Genomic DNA, 20,300 nt, shown 5'->3' with positions numbered 1-20,300 from the left:
ACTAAAACGTTATAGTTTAGCATGTCATATTAAAATATGATAAATGCTATCGTTTTATAGTTTTTGTTTAGTAATTTTACCTTAAAATATTAGAATTTAATGCCAAGAACAATAAAAAAACTTGCTGTTTTAACATCTGGAGGAGATTCTCCAGGTATGAATGCAGCCATAAGATCTGTAGTTAGAGCATGTGCATATCATGAAGTTGAATGCGTTGCTGTTTACAGAGGTTATGAAGGCTTAATGGAAGGCGATTTTAAAGTTATGGATGCCCGTAGCGTAAGAGGTATTATCAATAAAGGTGGTACTATTTTAAAATCGGCTAGATCCAAAGCTTTTAGAACCAAAGAAGGAAGACAACAAGCATTTGAAAAACTAGTAGCAGCAGAAATTGATGGATTGGTAGTTATTGGTGGTGACGGAACATTTACAGGAGCCATGATTTTTAACCAAGAATTTGATTTTCCTGTAATGGGAATTCCAGGTACTATTGATAATGATATTGTAGGAACCTCTCATACACTTGGTTTTGATACCGCTTTAAATACGGTAGTTGACGCTATAGATAAAATTCGTGATACTGCAAGTTCGCACAACAGATTATTCTTTATAGAGGTTATGGGGCGCGATGTAGGGCATATAGCACTTAATGTAGGTATTGCTGGTGGTGCTGAAGAAATTCTAATTCCTGAAGAAGATTTAGGTCTAGATAGACTTGTAGATTCTTTAAATAGAAGTAGAACATCAGGGAAATCGTCTAGTATAGTAGTGGTTGCAGAAGGGGATAAAATAGGTAAAAATATTTTTGAGCTAAAAGAATATGTTGATGAAAACATGGAAGGTTATGATGTTAGAGTTTCAGTGCTTGGACACATGCAACGTGGTGGAGCACCTTCTTGCTTTGATCGTGTTTTAGCTAGTAGAATGGGCGTAAAAGCTGTAGAATCTTTATTAGAAGGAAAAACCACTTTTATGGTTGGACTTATAAATAATAAAATGGAATTAACACCTTTAGATAATGCTATCAAAGGGAAAACAAAAATAAACTTAGAATTATTGCGTGTCTCAGACATCATGAGCACTTAACATTTATAAACAAGAATATGTCAAAATTAAAAATTGGAATTAACGGATTTGGTAGAATAGGTAGAATTGCTTTTAGAGTAGCAGCTTCAAGATCAAATGATATTGAAGTAGTAGGAATTAACGATTTGTTAGATGTAGATCATTTAGCTTATTTATTAAAATATGATTCTGTTCACGGACAATTTGATGGAACTATCGAAACAAAAAACGGAAACTTAATAGTTAACGGAAATGAAATACGTGTATCTGCTGAACGTAACCCAGAAGATTTAAAATGGGATGCTATTGGAGCAGACGTTGTTTTAGATTGTACTGGTATCTTCACAAACTTAGAAGGTGCTCAAAAGCATATTACTGCTGGAGCTAAAAAGGTTGCTATTTCTGCACCATCTGCTGATGCACCAATGTTTGTAATGGGAGTGAATCATAAAGATATTACTGCTGCTGATACTATTGTTTCTAACGCATCTTGTACTACTAACTGTTTAGCGCCATTAGCTAAAGTAATTAACGATAAATTCGGAATTGCTGAAGGTTTAATGACTACAGTTCACGCTGCAACTGCTACACAATCTACTGTTGATGGTGTTTCTAGAAAAGATTACAGATTAGGTCGTGCTTCTTTAAACAATATTGTACCTGCTTCAACTGGAGCAGCTAAAGCTGTTGGAAAAGTAATTCCTGAATTAAACGGGAAATTAACTGGTATGGCTTTCAGAATTCCTACTGTTGATGTATCTGTTGTAGATTTAACATGTCGTTTAGAAAAACCAGCTCCTTGGGCTGAAATTAAAGCTGCTTTAAAAGAGGCTTCTGAAGGAGAATTAGCTGGTGTTTTAGGATATACTGAAGAAGGTGTTGTATCTCAAGATTTCGTGTCTGAGCCTAAAACAAGTACTTTTGATGCTAACGCAAGTATGGCATTAAATGACGGTTTTGTAAAATTAGTTTCTTGGTATGATAATGAGTTTGGTTACTCAACTAAATTAATTGATTTAGCTCAACATATCGGATCTCTTTAATATATTATTAATTTAAAACTCCACAAGAATATACATTAATTGTATATTTTGTGGAGTTTTTTTATTTTCAAGCTTATGATTTTAATTGTTGATAGTGGCTCAACAAAATCCGATTGGATTGCCGTAGATAATAATGGAAACCAGTTATTAGAAAAAATGCGTACAAAAGGGCTTAACCCTGCTATTTTATCTGAAAAGAAACTCTATAAAATAATTAAAAGCAACAAGCATTTAAAGAGTCATAGAAAAGAAGTTACACACGTCTTTTTTTATGGAGCAGGTTGTGGTACAGAAAAGCCTAATGAATTATTAAAAGGTGTTTTACAAGATATATTTGCTAATGCACATGTAGAAGTTAACGAAGATACGTTGGCTGCTGTATATTCAACAATTAACCATCCTAAAGAAGCTGCTGTTGTTTGTATTTTAGGTACAGGCTCTAATTGTAGTTATTATGATGGCGAAATGGTACACCAACGCGTAAACTCTTTAGGTTATACACTTATGGATGATGCTTCTGGTAATTATTACGGTAAGCAACTTATTAGAGATTATTATTTTAATCATATGCCAGAAGATGTTAAAATAGCTTTTGGTAGTAAGTTTAATATGGAATCTGACTATATAAAGTATAACTTATATAAACAACCTAATCCTAATGCTTATTTAGCAAATTTTGCCGAATTTATGTTTTTACATAAAGATTCACCGTATACTATTGAGCTTATAAAAAAAGGAATTCGTTTGTTTACAAACTCTATGATTTTTCAATATAAAGAAGAATTAAAAACAGTACCTGTGCACTTTGCTGGTTCTATTGCGTATTTCGCACAAGACGAAATTAAAGAAGTTGCAGAAGAAATGGGCTTTACAGTTGGAAATTTTGAACGCAGACCTATTGAAGGTTTAGTTGCTTATCATACAAAAGATTTATAGTTTAAAAGAAACACTCCTAGGCTATGCCTTGGAGTTTCCGTTGAATTTGTCATTCTCGTGAAAACGGGAATCTAAATATTAAAACCTTTAAGCATGAAATATGTTTAAAGGTTTTTTGTTTTTGTAAATTTGAAATTCAATTAAAAGATTAAATTTTTGAATACTCATACAGCCATTTACATTTCTAATAAGGACGATAAAAAGAAGCTTCTTGAAAGCATTCAAAAACAAGCTTTAGTAAGTGATTTGTCAAATTTAAAAGGCGCACTGTTTTCAGAAATAGCTTTAAATAAATTTATTTTAAACGAAACACGTTACGGTCATTTTGATGTAACCACGCAAACTAAAAATAGTTTAAAAAATTCGTCTCAAGGCGAACGTAAAAAAGCCTTATTAAACCATATAATTGCTCAAAATCCAGAATACATAATAGTTGATAATGTTTTTGATAGTCTGGATGTAGAAGCACAACAAACCATTCAAAAGACTTTAGAAAATTTAAGTCGAAACGTTTTAATTATACAAATTACCAACAGAAAACGCGATTTGTTACCATTTATAGATGCTATTTATAAATGGCAAGCAGGTAAATTAGAAACGCTTAACAAGGTTGAAAAACCTTTAGATACAAAGATATTTATTGAAGATTTACCACCAGCATACAATTTTATTGATGCTAATATGGAAAGCTTAGTAAAACTCAATAATGTTACAGTTAGTTATGGAAACCGTGCTATTGTAAATAATATTTGTTGGGATATTAAACCAAGAGAATTTTGGCAATTAATAGGGCCAAACGGATCGGGAAAAAGCACCTTGATAACCTTAATTACTGGCGATAACCCAAAAGGCTTTATGCAAGATATGGTATTGTTTGGTATGCAAAAGGGGAGTGGAGAAAGTGTTTGGGAAATAAAAAGAAACATTGGTTATTTTTCTTCTGAAATGTTACGAGGCTTTATGCGTTCAGATTCTATTGAAAACATGATTATTTCAGGGTTTCTAGATTCTATCGGGCTTTATAAATTTCCATCGGATAGACAAATTTTAATAGCACATCAATGGTTGCGCATTTTAAATATGTACCATATAAAAGATAAGAGTTTTCAGTTTTTATCTGATGGTCATAAACGCTTGGTATTAATTGCTAGAGCTATGGTAAAGCAACCGCCATTACTTATTTTAGATGAACCTACTAACGGACTTGATGATGCCGATGCCGAAATATTCGCTGAATTAGTCAATAAAATAGCTACAGAAAGTACTACAGCCATTTTATATGTATCGCACCGAAACGAAGAAAAACTTCTTAAACCAGATTTTATATATGAATTGGTGCCAGAAGAAACAGGTTCTGTTGGAAAGTTAATAACTGTTTAATATTTTTTTTGTAATAAAATACGTGGTTTATTGTAAAGTTTTATCTTTACATTATAAGTACGCTTAATCACTCACTAGTTCTAATTTATTTACAGAATATGAGTAGTAGTGGTTATTATATAACAAGTTGTGTGTAATTTAACGCAACCAAACTATGATTTGAACATCTAATAAATAGATGAACTTATAAAAAACAGTTATGAAAAAAATATTATTATTATCAATCTCATTTCTATTAATTTCATGCAGCAATTCTGACGATTCAGATGATTTTACTGGTCTATATTTTGACCAAAAAACTTTTGAAAAAAATCGACAATTATGGGCAGAAAATGAAATTTTGGATTATACATTTTCCCAAGAATACTTTTCAACCTCTATTGGTGGTCAACCAAAATTAACTAGTGTTATTAAAAATAAGGTATTAGACACAATATTTATCCAATCTGGATATGCAACGAACAATCCAATAGAAGAGCTTACTTATTATGGAACTATTGGTGATGTTTTTCATTACATAGAATGGTGTACTGCTTATTATGAAGATATCATTAATTCTAATCAAAGTAATATGAAAGGTGCTGAATTTACTATAACATATGACGAAACTTATCACTATCCTACTGAAATAAAGTGTAGAGGAAATTATTTTGAAACTGTTTATGGTGGTTTAAGTATACAAATTATATTTAGTGATTTTGAAGTTAAATAGTAGAAAGATATCGAATTCAAAAAGAAAAAATATACGCAACACCATGTAAAAAATATTGTTTATTTTAGTTCAAGAGTTTGGTAGTTGATCTGTTTGCTAGCATCTGATTTTCCTGTGGAAAACCCTCGGACTTAAAACCGCATTATTCTTATACACAACCGTTGTGCACAATTTTAACTTCTGACAATTGACAAAAAAATTGACTAATTTAATTAAACTGACTAAATGATATTCAGAGGACTATTGATATTGATTTTGGCTATTATTATGATTAAAATACTGATATTGAAATCAAGAAACGATGAATTGTTTGAGTTTTGGATTTCGCAAGGAATGAACACAAATAAAATGTATGGTTTATCAAAGAAAGACAGAAAAATAATTTCATTAGCGAAAAAATTAGGAATAATCTATTTCATTACCTTTTTTATATTCTTCTTATCATTAGCGGAATCTGTTCTATCAAAATAAAAAACGATGGACAACAAAGTATGAAAAATAATGCTTAATTTTATTACTAAATCTAAAGGTTAGTGCTTATTTGGCCTCTCTGATTTTCCTACGGAAAATCCTCGTACACAAAGTCACATTTTGCATATGCACAACAGTTGGCAATAATTAAAGCAATTATGTACATAAAATTGAATGAATAGTTTAAATCAAAGTATAGAAAAGCATTATTTAAAAGAAGGACTTTATGAAGACATAGTCAACCGTCTAAAGAAACAAAATATTGCTTTAAGTAATGTAAAAAGGTCTGATATTTCTGGTGTTGATGAGTTTCATGTTCGAGGCGCTTCTGTATCTAAAGAACTTGCCAATAGTATTAACATTAACGGATTAGATGTTCTTGATGTAGGTTGTGGTTTAGGAGGACCTTGCAGAATGCTTGCAGATGAATACAATTGTCAAACTACAGGAATAGATTTAAGTAATGAATATATACGGACAGCTACTAAACTATCAGAACTTGTTAATTTAAAAAACAAAACAACTTTCATTCAGGGAGACGCTACCGAACTTCCTTTCGACGACGACACTTTTGATGTTGTATGGACACAACACGTACAAATGAATATTCCGAATAAAAAAAAATTCTATTCAGAAATTAATAGAGTTTTAAAAACGGATGGCTATTTTCTGTTTTATGAGATTCTAAAAAAAGGAAATGATGAAATTAATTATCCTATGCCTTGGGCTAGTTTAGCTGACCATAGTTTCTTGTTTAAGGCAGAAGAAATGGATAAACTTTTAATAGAACTTGGATTAACGAAAAAGGAATCTATAAATCAAACCCAAGCAGGAATTGATTTTTTTGACATATTTCTCGCAATATTAAAAGAATCTGGGCTACCAAATATAGGGCTAAATGTTCTTATGGGTAACACTACAAAACTAAAATTATTGAATCTCTTGACGCATTTAAAAAGTGGTAAACTAGAACTTAAAAGTGGAATATATAAAAAGTAACTGTTACAAATAAAGCAAAAAATTAATGACTAGTTCTAGCCTACTTGGAAAATCCTGCATATAAGTTTCTATTTACTAAATTAGTGCTTAAACACGTCACTAATATTATATGTAAATTTTATATTTAAGCTAAAAAACTAACTCTCGAAATAAAGAATGAATAAAATTATAGAAACTGAGAGACTCTATTTGAGGGAATTAATTGTTAACGACGCAGATTTTTTTATCATCTAAATCTAGATAAAGACGTTTTAAAATATACAGGAGATAAGCCTTTTGTTGATTTGAATAGTTCAAAATTATTTTTAGAAAATTATGACCATTATAAAAAATTCGGATTAGGAAGATGGGCAGTAATTAATAAAGAAAATAATGAGTTTTTAGGTTGGTGTGGACTTAAATTCTCTGAAGAATTAAATGAATATGATATTGGATTCCGATTTTTTAAAAAACATTGGAATAAAGGATATGCGACTGAATCTGCTAAATCATGTGTTGAGTATGGACTTAACAAACTAAAATTACACGAAATTGTAGGTCGAGCAATGACAGAAAACAAAGCTTCTATTAGAGTACTTGAGAAAATTGGACTTGAATATAATAGAGACTTTGATTTTGAAGGAAATAAAGGAGTTATTTATAAAACAAAATAGTACCTTTTTAACTATCAGTAGCAGGTCTAATATCTACGGCTACATGCATTTTGTTTTTACCGGTGCTGTAAATAACACCTTTTAGTGGTGGTACATCGTAATAATCGCGTCCGTATGATACTGTTATGTGTTGGTTTTTTGGTATTTGGTTGTTAGTAGGGTCGAAATCTACCCAGCCAAAACTAGGTATGTATAAGGAAAACCAAGCATGAGACGCATCTGTACCAACTAATTTTTCTTTTCCTGGAGGCGGTAAGGTTTCAATATAACCACTTACATATCTGGCAGGCAAACCAACCGAACGCACACAAGCAATAGCAATTTGTGCAAAATCTTGACAAACACCTTTTTTTTGTTTTATAACATCGTGAATAGGCGTTGCAACATTGGTTACTTGGGTGTTAAACTCAAATTCGGTATAAATGCGTTGCATAAGCTCGTAAGCAGCTTCAAATATAGAACGATCTGGTTTAAAAGATACTTCGGCATAGGCTCTAATTTCTGGTGTAATTTTAGCTACCAAAATAGATTCTAATATAAATTGTTTTATATCTAATAATTCAGGGTCTGGTTTTTTTAAGCTTGCTAAAGCTTCTTTTAAAGTAATACTTTTTCCTGTTTCAGACTCGTAAATATTAGGTTCTAAACTGGCATCTCTTTCTATTTTACTAAAAGCCGTTACTTCTAGTTTTTTATGATGTTTTTGTATAGAAAACCGCGTAACAGTATTACCAAAAAAATCTAATTTCTCTGAAAATTCGGTAGGCGTAGGGCTTATTTCTAAACGGTAGTCTAAAACCTTTTGTCCAAGCATATCTTTAGGTTTTAAAGTCGCTATGTTATGGCAAAAAGTAACGCCACTTTCATAATTATAACTGGTTGTATGAAATATTTGAAAGGTCATGTTAAGAAAGCGGGAAATTTTGATTTACCAATTGTTTTTGTTGGTAAGCATGATTGAAATAGGTATCGGAAACCGCTAAAGAGGTTTCGTGTAATAAATCGCTTAATTCTGCTAAAGTATCATCAAGGTTTTGTCTTAATGTTTTATCGTCATTTAATTCTAAAAGCGCATTGATATCTAAATTTTGAATTTTGGTATAGGCTTCAGAAATATGTTTTTTACAAATAGAAACACGCTCAGAGTTTTCAGAATTAGGTAATCGGTCTATATCTTTTTGTATGCGTCTAATTTGATAGGTTAAAGATTTTGCATACTCTTTATCTAGTAAAATTAAATTAATAACATTTTCAATATTTAAATAAGAACGGTAACTGTATCTATAAATATTTAAGCTTTCATGACTTGTAAGTAAGGATTCTAAAATGTCATACTGTGTATGTTCATCAAGGTTAAAAACAAGTAAAGATCGGCATTTAGCAACATTCATCATGGCTTGTTCAGACTGTAAACCTATGAAATACAGTAGCAAACCTTGGTTTACCAAAATACTTTCTTCAATAAGTCCCATAAAGGCAATTAAACGTGTAATAATACGGTCTAATAATTTAGAAAGATTAGCAATTGTAAAATCATCTTCTTCTTTAAATTTTCGCCATTGTTTTTTTATACCATCAAAAACACGCCACATATCTTTAGACCATAAACTTCGTAAAGAATAATAGGCATTGTTAAAGCTAGAAAAGGTTTGTGCAAAACTTCCAGGTCTGTTTTCGTCCATGATTAAAGAAATGATTTCTTTAAGCGGATTTTTTAAAAGCTCTTCGGAACCTTTACCAACAAAACCAGGAAATGTAGATGTAATATGTGTGATAGATTGATACAAGAATACCAAACTTTCTGATTCATTTCGGTCGTTATATTCTACATTATTCATTCTATTCAGCACCATACGTAAGTAACGTGCTGTAACGAGTGCTCTACCTAAATAACGCCCAGACCAGTACAGGTTTTCGGCTGTATTACTAGGTAAATCATTAATGTCTGAAATGGAAATTCTACAAGAACTATCCCATGAATAATTTTGAATATTGGTTTGTGTATCGTCTGAAACTACCCAAAAATCTTTACTAATGCCTCCACGTTGATTGGAAACAAATAAGTTTTCGCGTTCGGCAGCAACACGAACTAATCCACCAGGCATAACACTATAACTATCGTTTTTAGCAATAGCAAAAGTGCGGCACATAATTTTTCGAGGTTCTAAAGTGTCTTCAACAAGGTTGGGAGCTGTAGAAAATGATATTTTTTCTTGAGCAACAAATTTATAAGGAGATAAACGAATTTCTCTTTTTAACGCGTTTAAAGCTTTGGTATCTAGAAATTCGCAGAAAAAAATGTTTTCTCTATTAGAACGGTCAATACGTTTAACAACTAAATCTTTTAAATGAGTGAGCACATAATCGCGTTCTTTTTTTTGTCCGCACCACCAAGAGGCTATTTGGGGTAATATTAAATCTTCTTTAAAGAAATATTTACAAATAACATTCATAAAAGGAATAAGGCCAGAGTTTTCTAAAATACCACTACCTACAGGGTTTACAATAGCTACTTGTTGTTCTCTAACCACATCTAATAAACCAGCAACGCCTAAATAGGAATCTTCTCGAAGTTCTAACGGATCCATAAACACATCGTCTACACGTCTTAAAATAACATCAACTTGTTTGAGTTCTTTTAAAGTTTTCATCCAAAGTTTACCGTTTCTAACTACTAAATCGTTGCCAGTAACTAGCGGATAACCTAAAAATGAAGCCATATAAGCATGTTCAAAATAAGTTTCGTTATGCGGTCCCGGTGTTAAAATTACAATATTAGGATTCTCTTTGTTTTGTGGCGCAGCTTCAATAAGCATTTGATTAAACTCATAAAAAAACTGAGAAGGTTGTTTCACATTAATATCTTGAAACATATTAGGAACCACTCTACTTAATGAATATCTGTTTTCTAAAGCATAACCCATGCCAGAAGGTGCTTGTGTTCTGTCGCTTACAACCCACATTCGGTCGTCTGGTCCTCGAGCTAAATCTGCCGAATAAACCAATAAATTTTTAGCTGTTTTATATTGAATTTGGTCGCATTGCCTTAAAAAACCACGATGTGCAAAAATAACTTCTTGAGGAATGATTCCGTTTTTTATAAGCTTACGCTCTCCGTAAATATCTTTTAAAATTAAGTTTATTAATTCGGCACGTTGGGTGATGCCTTTTTCAATGGTTTCCCATTCTTTTTGATGGACAATAAAAGGTACAATGTTTAAATCCCATGTACGTTGCATGCCTTTAGGATCGTTATAAACATTGTATGTTACACCGTTTTCGTCCATAAGCCAATCAATTTCATTTTGTTTGGCTAATAAATTGTCTTTTCCAATTTGTTTAAGATTACCAAGTAATTTTTCCCAATTAGAATTTATGGACATATCAGGTTTCAATACCTCATCGTATTTTTTGGCATTAGAAAAATAATTTTTAAATAATATATTACTATCTGTAATCATGTATTAATAAAGGTATGCTATTTTTTTCTTAAATCGAGTGTATATGGGAATTCAAAATTAATAGGGAGCTCTTTATAGCTGAACTTTTTAGAACTTCCTTGTTTTTTTACTGTTTTTGCTCCTGTACTATCTTGATTTATAATTTCTTTTTCGGTAATATTACCTTGTGTGTGACCAAATTCCCAGAAACGATTGATTCTTCTAGATTCTGCTTCAAAACTGTTTATCGGGTAGCTATCATACGAACGTCCTCCAGGATGTGCTACATAATAGGTACAACCACCAATAGAACGTTTGTTCCAGGTATCAACAATATCAAACACTAACGGTGTATCTGGATCAATAGTTGGATGTAATGATGAATAAGGGTTCCAAGCTTTATATCGTATACCTGCAACATATTCGCCTTTAACGCCAGTGCTATTTAATTGTACTTTAACACCATTACAGGTAAGTACAAAACGATCTTCAATAAAATGAGCAACTTTTACTTGTATGCGTTCTACAGACGAATCTACATAACGGGCAGTACCACCACCAGTCATTTCTTCACCTAAGACATTCCAAGGTTCTATAGCTGCACGTAATTCTAAATGAATATTATTAATTTCAACCATTCCGTGAAGCGGAAACCTAAACTCGAAGAAAGGATCGAACCAATCTTCTTTAAACGGATAACCAGCTCTGTTAAGTTGATCTACAATATCTTTAATATCTTCTCTTACATAATGTTCAATTAAGAATTTATCATGTAATTCTGTGCCCCAACGAACCAAATCATGTTCATATGGTTTTTTCCAGAACCATGCTACTAATGTTCTAACTAGAAGGTTTTGCATCAAACTCATTTGTGGATGCGGTGGCATATCAAACGCACGAAGCTCTAAAATTCCTAACCTTCCTGATGAAGAATCTGGTGAGTATAATTTATCGATACAGAATTCTGCACGGTGTGTATTTCCTGTTAAATCTGTTAATAAATGACGGAACAATCTATCGGTTAACCAAAACGGTACTTCACCATTTTTAGGAATTTGACTGAAGGCAATTTCTAACTCGTATAGATTTTCCATACGCGCCTCATCAATTCTAGGTGCTTGACTGGTAGCACCAATGAATGCTCCAGAAAATAAGTATGAAAGTCCAGGGTGGTGTTGCCAAAAGGTAAGTAAACTTCTTAGTAAACTTGGTTTACGAAGCAACGGACTATCGGCAGGAGTTAATCCTCCCAATGTAACGTGGTTTCCACCACCAGTACCTGTATGCTTGCCATCAAGCATGAATTTTTCGGTTCCTAAACGCGATTTTTTAGCGTGTTCGTATAATGTTAACGTATTATTTACAAGCTCTTCCCAGTTTTTTGCTGGATGAACATTTATTTCTATAACACCCGGATCTGGTGTTATTTTCATAGATTCTAATCTGTGGTCTTTAGGCGGATCGTAACCTTCTAAAACAACAGGGATGTTAAGTTCTTTCGCCGTAGCTTCAATAGAAGCTATTAAATCTAAAAATATTTCAGCCGAATCTACCGGTGGTAAAAACAGGTGAAGCTTTCCATCTCTAATTTCAGCACATAAAGCCGTTCTTATAAAATAATTATTCGTTGTGTCTTTTGCTCCATTTGTTTCAATATCTTGATAGCGTTCTTTAGCTATTTTTTTAAAACTAGGGAGTCTTCCTTTGGTTGAAAAATTATCGGGATCGTATTTAGGAAACTCACCGTGTTCAGGCTTTCTAATTAAAGAATCTAATGGCAAACGTAAACCAATAGGGGAGTTACCTGGGATTAGGAATAAGTGGTTTCTTCTAAAACTCCAATCAGAAGTATACCAAGTTCCCATGGAGTTATTTAATGGTAAAACATAACCAACCGTTTTAGATTTACCATCGTTTAAAATTTCTTTTAACTTGTTTTTTACTAATAAAGCACCGTCATCTTTTGTAGGATCGATATCTACTGGCAATTTGCCTTCTTCCCACATAAAATAAAAGGCATCTTCATAGGTAGGAACCAAATGCTTATTGGTTATTCCTAGATACTTTGTAAGAGTTTCTAAGAATTTTTTATCGGCATCTTTTGGGATTTCCGTATTTTCAGAAAATAAAGCAAATAGGTTTTTATTGTGCCATATGTTTCTACCGTCTTTTCGCCAGCATAACTCGATAGACCAACGTGGTAAAGGCTCTCCAGGATACCATTTACCTTGCGCTTGGTGTAAAATACCACCTTTGGCAAATTCATCATATAGTTTGGTAGATAAATCTTTAGCTAAGGCTCTTTTATGAGGGCCATCGGCATCCGTATTCCATTCAGGAGCTTCCATATCATCAATAGAAACAAAAGTAGGTTCACCACCCATGGTAAGGCGTACATCGCCTTTTTCTAGTTGTTTTTCAACTTTAAAACCTAGTTTATGAATAGCGTTCCATTGTTGTTCTGTATAAGGCTTGGTAACTCTAGGTGATTCAAAAATTCGTTTTACAGAATTCTCAAATTCAAATTCTGTTTCACAAATATCTGTGGCTCCAGAAACAGGAGCAGCACTTTCAAATGAAGGTGTACAGGCTAAAGGAATATGACCTTCGCCAGCTAATAAACCAGATGTGGCATCGAAACCTATCCAACCAGCTCCAGGTAAATATACTTCAGCCCAAGCATGTAAATCGGTAAAATCTTCTTCAGGACCAGAAGGACCATCTAACGATTTTTCATCAGATTTTAATTGTACTAAATATCCCGAAACAAAGCGTGCTCCAAAACCTAAATGACGAAGTGTTTGTACAAATAACCAAGCGTAATCTCTACAAGAACCGTTTTTTTGTTCTAAGGTTTCTTCGCAAGTTTGCACACCAGGATCCATCCTGATGTTATAGTTTAAATATTCATATATTTTTCTATTAATATCAATTAAAAAATAGATGGTTTTTCTAGGCGTATAATCTATAGTTTTAATAAAATCTTCTAATAACTTACCCTTGTCTGTAATTTCTAAATAGGGTAGTAGTTCTTTCTTTGTGGTTTCGTTGTAAGTAAACGGATATTCTTCAGCATACTCTTCAACAAAAAAATCAAATGGATTTATGGTTTTTAAATCGGCTATAATTTCAACATCAATAGATAGTTCTGTTGTTTTTTCTGGAAAAATTAATCGTGCTAAATAATTTCCAAAAGGATCTTGTTGCCAATTAAAGAATTGATTTTCTGGAGTTATTTTAATTGAATAAGCTTCAATTGGTGTTCTACTATGTGGTGCAGGACGTAATCTGAAAATATGTGGTGATAGAGATACAGGTCTATCGTATTTGTATGTTGTTTTGTGAGAAATTACAATTTTTAACGCCATAAATTGTGTTTTTTAGAATGAATTAAGCAAAATATATTAACATAAAAATAAGCTATTTTTATAGCTTTAAGACTTTTGTTATTAAAAGAGAATCCCTCTTTTTAAATATTTATAAGATTTTAAATATTGTTTCTTAAAAATGATAATTTGATGATTTTTGGCTTATGTATTTTTATATTAACAATAGCGTTTCTGTAATAATAAAGTATGTTTAAAACTAAAACTATGTATTGTAGACTCTATTTTCTTGTTCGTTAACTCTAATAAAAGTGGTGCGTTTAGTTAGTTCTTTTAAACGTGCAGCCCCTACATAAGTACAGGTACTTCTTAACCCACCTAAAATATCTTGGAGCGTGTTTTCTACAGAACCTTTATATGGTACTTCTACTGTTTTACCTTCACTAGCTCTATAATCGGCTACTCCACCAACATGTTTTTCCATAGCTGTTGAGGAGCTCATACCGTAAAACTTTCGGAAAGACTTTCCATCGCGTTCTACAATGTCTCCACCACTTTCATTATGTCCAGCAAGCATGCCACCAAGCATCACAAAATCGGCACCAGCACCAAATGCTTTTGCTATATCACCTGGAGAGGAGCAACCTCCATCGCTAATTATTTGTCCGCCTAAACCATGAGCAGCATCGGCACATTCAATAATAGCAGAGAGTTGCGGATAGCCTACTCCTGTTTTTACACGCGTAGTACAAACAGAACCAGGACCAATACCAACTTTAACAATATCGGCACCAGAAAGAAGAAGTTCTTCAACCATTTCGCCAGTAACAACATTACCTGCAATTATAACTTTCTCTGGATAAAGTTCGCGTGTTTGTTTCACAAAGTTTGAAAAATGTTCAGAATAACCATTAGCAACATCAATACATATAAATTTTATTTGAGGATTAGCTGTAATTATAGCGGCTAATTTTATAGAATCTTGCTCACTTATGCCGGTACTTACTGCAATATAATTTAAGGCATTCTCTGAGGTATTAGAAATAAATTCAGACCATTCATTCTCTGAATAATGTTTGTGTATGGCTGTGAATAGATTTTTTTTAGATAAAGCTTTAGCCATTTCAAAAGTTCCTACAGTATCCATGTTTGCAGCAATAATTGGAATGCCTGTCCAAGTTAAAGGGCTATGTAGAAATTTAAAACTGCGCTCTAAACTAACCTCCGATCTGCTTTTTAATGTAGAACGTTTTGGTCTAATCATGACATCTTTAAATCCTAGTTTTATATCGTATTCTATTCGCATATGTAATTTAGATTATCTTTACTTAAAAAATGTTCTTTTTAGAATTTGAAAATTAGTAAAAATACAAATACTATAACAATTAATTAAACATAATAGTTTTGTTAGTTATTATAATAATAGATAAGTTTGTTTAAAAACATTCCAAAATTAATGAGGTTTCTTCCTAAATCAATTAAATCAATCAAGAAAAGAAAAGTTTTATCTTTCTTTATTTTTGTTTCAATAGCTATTATCCTTTTTTTAGGATACAGTTTTATTGAAAAGAAGATTGATTTAAAAAATATAATCTTGTTTTTGTTTGTTCTTGCTATACTTCAAGTTTTTGCTTTGCAGTATTTTTATAAAAATCAGTTAAAAAACGGCTTGATTATTTTAAACCTTAAAGCTCGAATTGACGAACTTATACAGGAAGTTAAAAAAGCAAAAGAAATAGCCAATCATAAATCTATTTATTTGGCTAATATGAGTTATGAAATACGAACGCCACTTAATACGGTTTTAGGAATGTTGAATATGTTGAAGCAAACCGAATTAGACGATGATCAAAAAGCACAAGCTGAAATTGCCGAATATTCTTCAAGACATTTGTTGCAACTTGTCAACCTAGTTACCGATAATGCTGATGTTGATACAGGTAATGTTAAATTGAATATGTTAGCATTAGATTTAAAATCAGATTTGTCTCACCTTTTTAAAGTTTTTGAATACCAAGCTTGGGAAAAGGGATTAGAATTTGAATTTAAATTTTTATTTGAAGAAAAGAATAGAAAGTTTTCGCTTTTAGGAGATACTGTAAGAATTCAACAGGTTATTATTAATTTAATTAATAATGCTATTAAGTTTACAAATTCAGGAAAAATATCAATTATTGTAGATCAAACAGTTGGTATAGATGATGATCAAATTGTTACTTTTTATATAAAAGACACGGGGGTTGGTATGCATGCCAATGAAGTGAAACACTTTTTAAATAATTCTACAACGTTTAATCCTAAAGTTATTAAAGATTACAAAGGAGGTGGTTTAGGTTTGTCTATTTCTCGTCAACTGGTAAGTTTAATGGGAGGAGAATTAAAGCTTGAAAGTAAAGAAAATGAAGGGTCTACATTTTATTTTAGTTTACAATTAAAAAAGACACTTAATATTAAAGCAGAAGATGAAGAAGCTGCTCCTATATTACAAGAAAAGTTTAGTGTTTTAGTTGCAGAAGATAACAGAATGAATCAAAAGGTTATTAAGTTTTTATTAGAAAAACAGGGGGCTGATTGTACGTTTGTTAAAAATGGTATTGAAGCTGTAGAATTGTATAAAATACTAGATTTCGATATGGTATTTATGGATATCTACATGCCAGATATGGATGGTTATCAGGCGACAAAGGCTATTAAGGAAACTCAGAAATATAAAACAAATAAAACACCTATAATTGCTGTATCAGCCAGTGCTTTTGAAGAAGATATTGTTAACGCCAAACGTTCTGGTATAGATGAGTTTTTAGCAAAACCCATAGAGCTTGCTAAGCTTAAAGGTTTATTGATTAAATATGCTGATAAAAAAGATGCTTCTGCTTAAAATTACTTAACAGCAATCATACTTATTTCTACATTTACATCTTTTGGCAACCTAGCAACTTGTACTGTTTCACGTGCAGGAGCTGTAGCATCATCAAAATAACTTCCGTACACATCATTTATTTTTGTGAAGTCATCCATATTACTAATAAAAATAGATGATTTGATAACATTATCAAAAGTCATATCAGCAGCTGCTAAAACAGCTTTTAAGTTATTCATAACTTGTGTAGTTTCGGATTTTATATCATCTAAAACTAATACGCCTGTTTCTGGATTAAAAGCAATTTGTCCAGATGTATATAAGGTATTTCCGCTAAGTACAGCTTGATTATATGGGCCAATAGGAGCGGGGGCATTTGGTGTTGTTATGATTTTTTTCATGTGTTTAATGTATCGTTTTTTGTGTTATCACATGTAACATTTGTATTTTTAAAAGGATGTTTACGTTTTATAACTCTTAAAGTTTAATATCTGGTTGTCTGCGTTTTTCGTATTTTAAGTCTTGTAAAAGGCTAGATTTTATACCAATAAAGAAATTCCATGATGCTCTGGTACTAAAAGGTATCCAACTAAAATTCATACGCCAACTCATTAAATCGCGTTCAAAACGTAATTGTGTATAGGTGAATCCTGCGTTTTTTAAATCGTATCCAGATGAAGCCCCTATTTTCCATTTTTCGCCTAAACTAATATCTCCAGAAAACATAAGTGAATGAGAAGATATCTCATTTTGACGACTAGAGTTAGAGTAATTTACAGCATAGGCAACACGTAAACTCCAAGGAATTTGATAATTATAAAACTCGCTAGGAGTGTCATCATCGTCTTCATTATTATCATTATTAATTTGTTGACTTGCAAAATCTTCGCCTACACCAAATAAATCATCATCACGACCACCGCTACGTAAGTTTTCTTGAATACCTCTTTCTGTAGAATCTTTTGAATCCTTTTTACCGCCTTTTTTACTTGAAAAAGAATAGCTAGTTGTAAGGTTAGCACTTGTTAATCTAAACAAGCTACCACCATTATCAATATTAAATTTATCAATTTTTTTATTATTGTTATCTAACGCATACGGATCTAAAGTAGCACCAAAATTAATACTCATTTTATTATTTAGAATTTGGGTGCTACCACTCATTCTAACAGGACTCCATTGAAGCGAGTCGCCTGCAACGTTGTAAGATGTTGAGAAGTTTAAATTGTTTAAAAGAATAATCTTTTTTGCTTCAGTAGCGGTGCTATCTTTATCTCGTACTTTGGCCTCTATATTGTTTGAAACAGACATACCTATTGAGCTTGAGAAGTTTTTTCCAGGCACACCAAAAACACCTTGTTCAAAACGCGAATAATCTACATCACTTGTAGTTAATCCATCAGCGCTAACAACTTCATAAGAGTCGTAATATTTATCAAAAGCAGGGTTTATATTGTAACTTAAAGAAGGGCGAATAATATGTCTTATAGCTTTAATTTTTCGGTCTTCACCACTTTTTTCGAAGTTAAACATACCGTACACAGTAGTTCCTAAACTCGTGTTGAAATTATATGTTCTATAAGAATCAAAACCATTTATCGTTTCAGTTATAGGTTTTCTTTCTATAGGGTCAAATGTTTTTTTAATTGTTTTAAACGTCCAAACTTCATTAAAATTAGTGCTTGCACTTAAACTAAAATATTTAAATAATTTAAAATTTGTAGTTAGAGGTATGGTATGTTGAAAACCGGCTTTGGCATCATCAAACATTTCTTTTTTAAAGAAAAGAGAATCAGTTGTTTGTATTCTGTTTTCACCTCTAAGGTTATACTGTAAGTTTATGTTTTGTATGATTCCTTTTTTAGAACCAGTTTTTGATGCAAATGGATACATTCTACCAACACTTCCTTGAAATGTAGGGAGCGTCATGTTTATTTGATTGGTATTGGTGTTTTGAGAGTGTGTGGCAGTAACACTAAAATTAACCTGTGGTTCACCTTGAAAAGTTTTTGAATAAGAAACCGAAGACGATAAGGTATTATTTAAAAAAGACCCAGAATTTATTTGATTAATAGAGTTTTTATAATACTTACTACTACCTAAGTTAACTGAAGCTGAAAAACGCGAATTAGGATTCGCCTTAGAATCTTGACTATGAGACCAACGTAAATTGTATATGGTGTTTTTTGCATAATTTGGAAAACCACGCTCGCTTGTAATTAAGCTTTCGTATCTAAAGGATAAATTACCTCTAAATTTATAACGCTTAGAATAGGTGCTTTCTGTTCTAATACCATAACTTCCATTTGTATAGTAATCACCAACAACAGCTAAATCTACATAATCATTTATAGCAAAATAATAACCGCCATTTTGTAAAAAGAAACCACGTTCGTTTTGCTCACCAAAACTAGGCATTAAAATACCAGAGGTGTGTTTTTCAGACTGCGGAAAAAAGCTAAATGGCAACCAAATGGGGGTTGGTATATCATATATGTATAAGCCAGCAGGACCTGTTATAATTTTTTTACCAGGTACAATTTTAGCTTTTAGAAGTCTAATATAATATTCTGGGTCTTCAAGATCTTCTGCGGTTGTATATTTAGCATTTCTTAAAAAATAGACCGAATCATTTTCTTTTTTAGTAATAGATGCTATAACATGCCCTTCACCTTGTTCGGTTTTAGAATTATATATAAGAGCTTTTTTAGTTTCGGTATTAAAAATGATAGAATCTGGTTCTACTATGTTAGTGCCTTGAGTAAATACCGGTTTTTGTGTGTAACCTTTAGTAGAATCTATAATACCCTTGGCGTAAACTGTATTTTTTGTGTAGTCAATAATAATCTTACCAGCTTCAATTTTCATGTCGCCATAATTAATGAAGGCTTCATTATATAGAAATAATTTCTGTTTTTTTCTATTAAACTTTGTGGTGTCTTTTGCGTGGTAGTCTACAATATGTTCTAATAGTTCTTTTTTAGGTTTTATAGAGTCTGTTAAAGTCGAGTCTTGAGTTTTTTCAGAAATAAGAGGGGCAACAAGACTATCTGAAGTTTTTAGAAAAACAGTATCCTCAACGCTAGGTTTTATAGAATCGGTAGGTTTTGCAATATCTTGGGAAAAGCTTAACGTGTTAATAAACACTGTAAAACTTAATGCAAAAAGTATTTTAAAGTTGTTTGTCTGCAACGCTTTTAAATGTATTTTTGTAAAAGTATGGCTCGGTTTTTGAAAAGTCAAAATTACATATATTTTTCTGTGATTGATTTATTATTCAGTTAAAAATTTAAAATTAAAATAAACCGAATTTTTTAGTCGTTAAATCGCTAATACATCATCTCTAATTATACTTTGTGAAAAGTAAAATTATACTTGATGTTACATAGGTTCGATTAAGCACAATATTTATACC

At 31.9% G+C, this 20,300-nt stretch carries 15 protein-coding genes; 9 read left to right on the top strand and 6 right to left on the bottom strand.

The features are described 5' to 3' along the window. Positions 1-99: 99 nt before the first annotated feature. The 8 genes from pfkA (at position 100) to ACH5TX_RS06975 (ending at position 7,259) form a co-directional block, all read left to right on the top strand. Positions 100-1,086, top strand: coding sequence for a 6-phosphofructokinase (pfkA, locus tag ACH5TX_RS07010; RefSeq protein WP_439338820.1), 987 nt, complete (start codon positions 100-102; stop codon positions 1,084-1,086). Positions 1,087-1,103: 17 nt separating this feature from the next. After that, positions 1,104-2,108: a type I glyceraldehyde-3-phosphate dehydrogenase gene (gene gap / locus ACH5TX_RS07005; protein ID WP_439338819.1), complete on the top strand. Its 1,005-nt coding sequence runs from the start codon at positions 1,104-1,106 to the stop codon at positions 2,106-2,108. Between the two features lie 75 nt (positions 2,109-2,183). After that, on the top strand, positions 2,184-3,044 hold the full coding sequence (locus ACH5TX_RS07000; RefSeq protein ID WP_439338818.1) for an N-acetylglucosamine kinase: 861 nt from the start codon (positions 2,184-2,186) through the stop codon (positions 3,042-3,044). A gap of 156 nt (positions 3,045-3,200) precedes the next feature. Then, positions 3,201-4,424: an ATP-binding cassette domain-containing protein gene (locus tag ACH5TX_RS06995; protein WP_439338817.1), complete on the top strand. Its 1,224-nt coding sequence runs from the start codon at positions 3,201-3,203 to the stop codon at positions 4,422-4,424. A 199-nt stretch (positions 4,425-4,623) separates the two neighbouring features. Continuing rightward, entirely contained in the window at positions 4,624-5,136 is a 513-nt protein-coding gene (locus ACH5TX_RS06990; RefSeq protein ID WP_439338816.1) for a DUF6174 domain-containing protein, read from the top strand. A 285-nt stretch (positions 5,137-5,421) separates the two neighbouring features. Continuing rightward, a complete protein-coding gene (locus tag ACH5TX_RS06985; protein WP_439338815.1) occupies positions 5,422-5,607 on the top strand; it encodes a hypothetical protein in 186 nt (61 codons plus the stop codon). 174 nt (positions 5,608-5,781) lie between these two features. Beyond that, the gene (locus ACH5TX_RS06980; protein ID WP_439338814.1) at positions 5,782-6,606 is read left to right on the top strand and encodes a class I SAM-dependent methyltransferase; all 825 of its coding nucleotides are present in this window, start codon (positions 5,782-5,784) and stop codon (positions 6,604-6,606) included. A 284-nt stretch (positions 6,607-6,890) separates the two neighbouring features. Then, entirely contained in the window at positions 6,891-7,259 is a 369-nt protein-coding gene (locus ACH5TX_RS06975; protein WP_439338813.1) for a GNAT family N-acetyltransferase, read from the top strand. 7 nt (positions 7,260-7,266) lie between these two features. On the opposite strand, the gene ACH5TX_RS06970 is transcribed toward ACH5TX_RS06975, so the two are convergent. From ACH5TX_RS06970 to ACH5TX_RS06955, 4 genes are all read right to left on the bottom strand, one after another. Continuing rightward, on the bottom strand, positions 7,267-8,163 hold the full coding sequence (locus ACH5TX_RS06970; RefSeq protein ID WP_439338812.1) for a transglutaminase family protein: 897 nt from the start codon (positions 8,161-8,163) through the stop codon (positions 7,267-7,269). 1 nt (position 8,164) lies between these two features. Beyond that, complete coding sequence (locus ACH5TX_RS06965) at positions 8,165-10,720, bottom strand: circularly permuted type 2 ATP-grasp protein (protein ID WP_439338811.1); 2,556 nt, start codon at positions 10,718-10,720, stop codon at positions 8,165-8,167. A 17-nt stretch (positions 10,721-10,737) separates the two neighbouring features. Continuing rightward, the gene (locus ACH5TX_RS06960) at positions 10,738-14,067 is read right to left on the bottom strand and encodes a transglutaminase family protein (protein WP_439338810.1); all 3,330 of its coding nucleotides are present in this window, start codon (positions 14,065-14,067) and stop codon (positions 10,738-10,740) included. Between the two features lie 223 nt (positions 14,068-14,290). After that, positions 14,291-15,331, bottom strand: coding sequence for a GMP reductase (locus tag ACH5TX_RS06955; RefSeq protein WP_439338809.1), 1,041 nt, complete (start codon positions 15,329-15,331; stop codon positions 14,291-14,293). Between the two features lie 363 nt (positions 15,332-15,694). Here ACH5TX_RS06955 and ACH5TX_RS06950 point away from each other — a divergent pair, with 363 nt between their 5' ends. Continuing rightward, entirely contained in the window at positions 15,695-16,903 is a 1,209-nt protein-coding gene (locus ACH5TX_RS06950) for a response regulator (protein WP_439338808.1), read from the top strand. Positions 16,904-16,905: 2 nt separating this feature from the next. Here ACH5TX_RS06950 and ACH5TX_RS06945 read toward each other — a convergent pair whose 3' ends face one another. Continuing rightward, the gene (locus ACH5TX_RS06945) at positions 16,906-17,286 is read right to left on the bottom strand and encodes a RidA family protein (protein ID WP_439338807.1); all 381 of its coding nucleotides are present in this window, start codon (positions 17,284-17,286) and stop codon (positions 16,906-16,908) included. 76 nt (positions 17,287-17,362) lie between these two features. Next, entirely contained in the window at positions 17,363-20,128 is a 2,766-nt protein-coding gene (locus tag ACH5TX_RS06940; protein ID WP_439338806.1) for a putative LPS assembly protein LptD, read from the bottom strand. Positions 20,129-20,300: the final 172 nt, after the last annotated feature.

Origin of the sequence: Thalassobellus citreus, from assembly GCF_044385915.1 — a bacterium.
GTDB classification, from domain to species: domain Bacteria; phylum Bacteroidota; class Bacteroidia; order Flavobacteriales; family Flavobacteriaceae; genus Thalassobellus; species Thalassobellus citreus.
Note: the sequence above shows the minus strand (reverse complement) of the source record. Positions and strands in the feature narration are given on the sequence as shown.

What these genes read in the sequence shown, in the direction of transcription:
- pfkA (WP_439338820.1), top strand. Translation starts at nt 100, where the DNA reads ATGCCAAGAACAATAAAAAAACTTGCTGTTTTAACATCTGGAGGAGAT.
- gap (WP_439338819.1), top strand. Translation starts at nt 1,104, where the DNA reads ATGTCAAAATTAAAAATTGGAATTAACGGATTTGGTAGAATAGGTAGA.
- ACH5TX_RS07000 (WP_439338818.1), top strand. Translation starts at nt 2,184, where the DNA reads ATGATTTTAATTGTTGATAGTGGCTCAACAAAATCCGATTGGATTGCC.
- ACH5TX_RS06990 (WP_439338816.1), top strand. Translation starts at nt 4,624, where the DNA reads ATGAAAAAAATATTATTATTATCAATCTCATTTCTATTAATTTCATGC.
- ACH5TX_RS06980 (WP_439338814.1), top strand. Translation starts at nt 5,782, where the DNA reads ATGAATAGTTTAAATCAAAGTATAGAAAAGCATTATTTAAAAGAAGGA.
- ACH5TX_RS06970 (WP_439338812.1), bottom strand. Translation starts at nt 8,163, where the DNA reads ATGACCTTTCAAATATTTCATACAACCAGTTATAATTATGAAAGTGGC.
- ACH5TX_RS06965 (WP_439338811.1), bottom strand. Translation starts at nt 10,720, where the DNA reads ATGATTACAGATAGTAATATATTATTTAAAAATTATTTTTCTAATGCC.
- ACH5TX_RS06960 (WP_439338810.1), bottom strand. Translation starts at nt 14,067, where the DNA reads ATGGCGTTAAAAATTGTAATTTCTCACAAAACAACATACAAATACGAT.
- ACH5TX_RS06955 (WP_439338809.1), bottom strand. Translation starts at nt 15,331, where the DNA reads ATGCGAATAGAATACGATATAAAACTAGGATTTAAAGATGTCATGATT.
- ACH5TX_RS06945 (WP_439338807.1), bottom strand. Translation starts at nt 17,286, where the DNA reads ATGAAAAAAATCATAACAACACCAAATGCCCCCGCTCCTATTGGCCCA.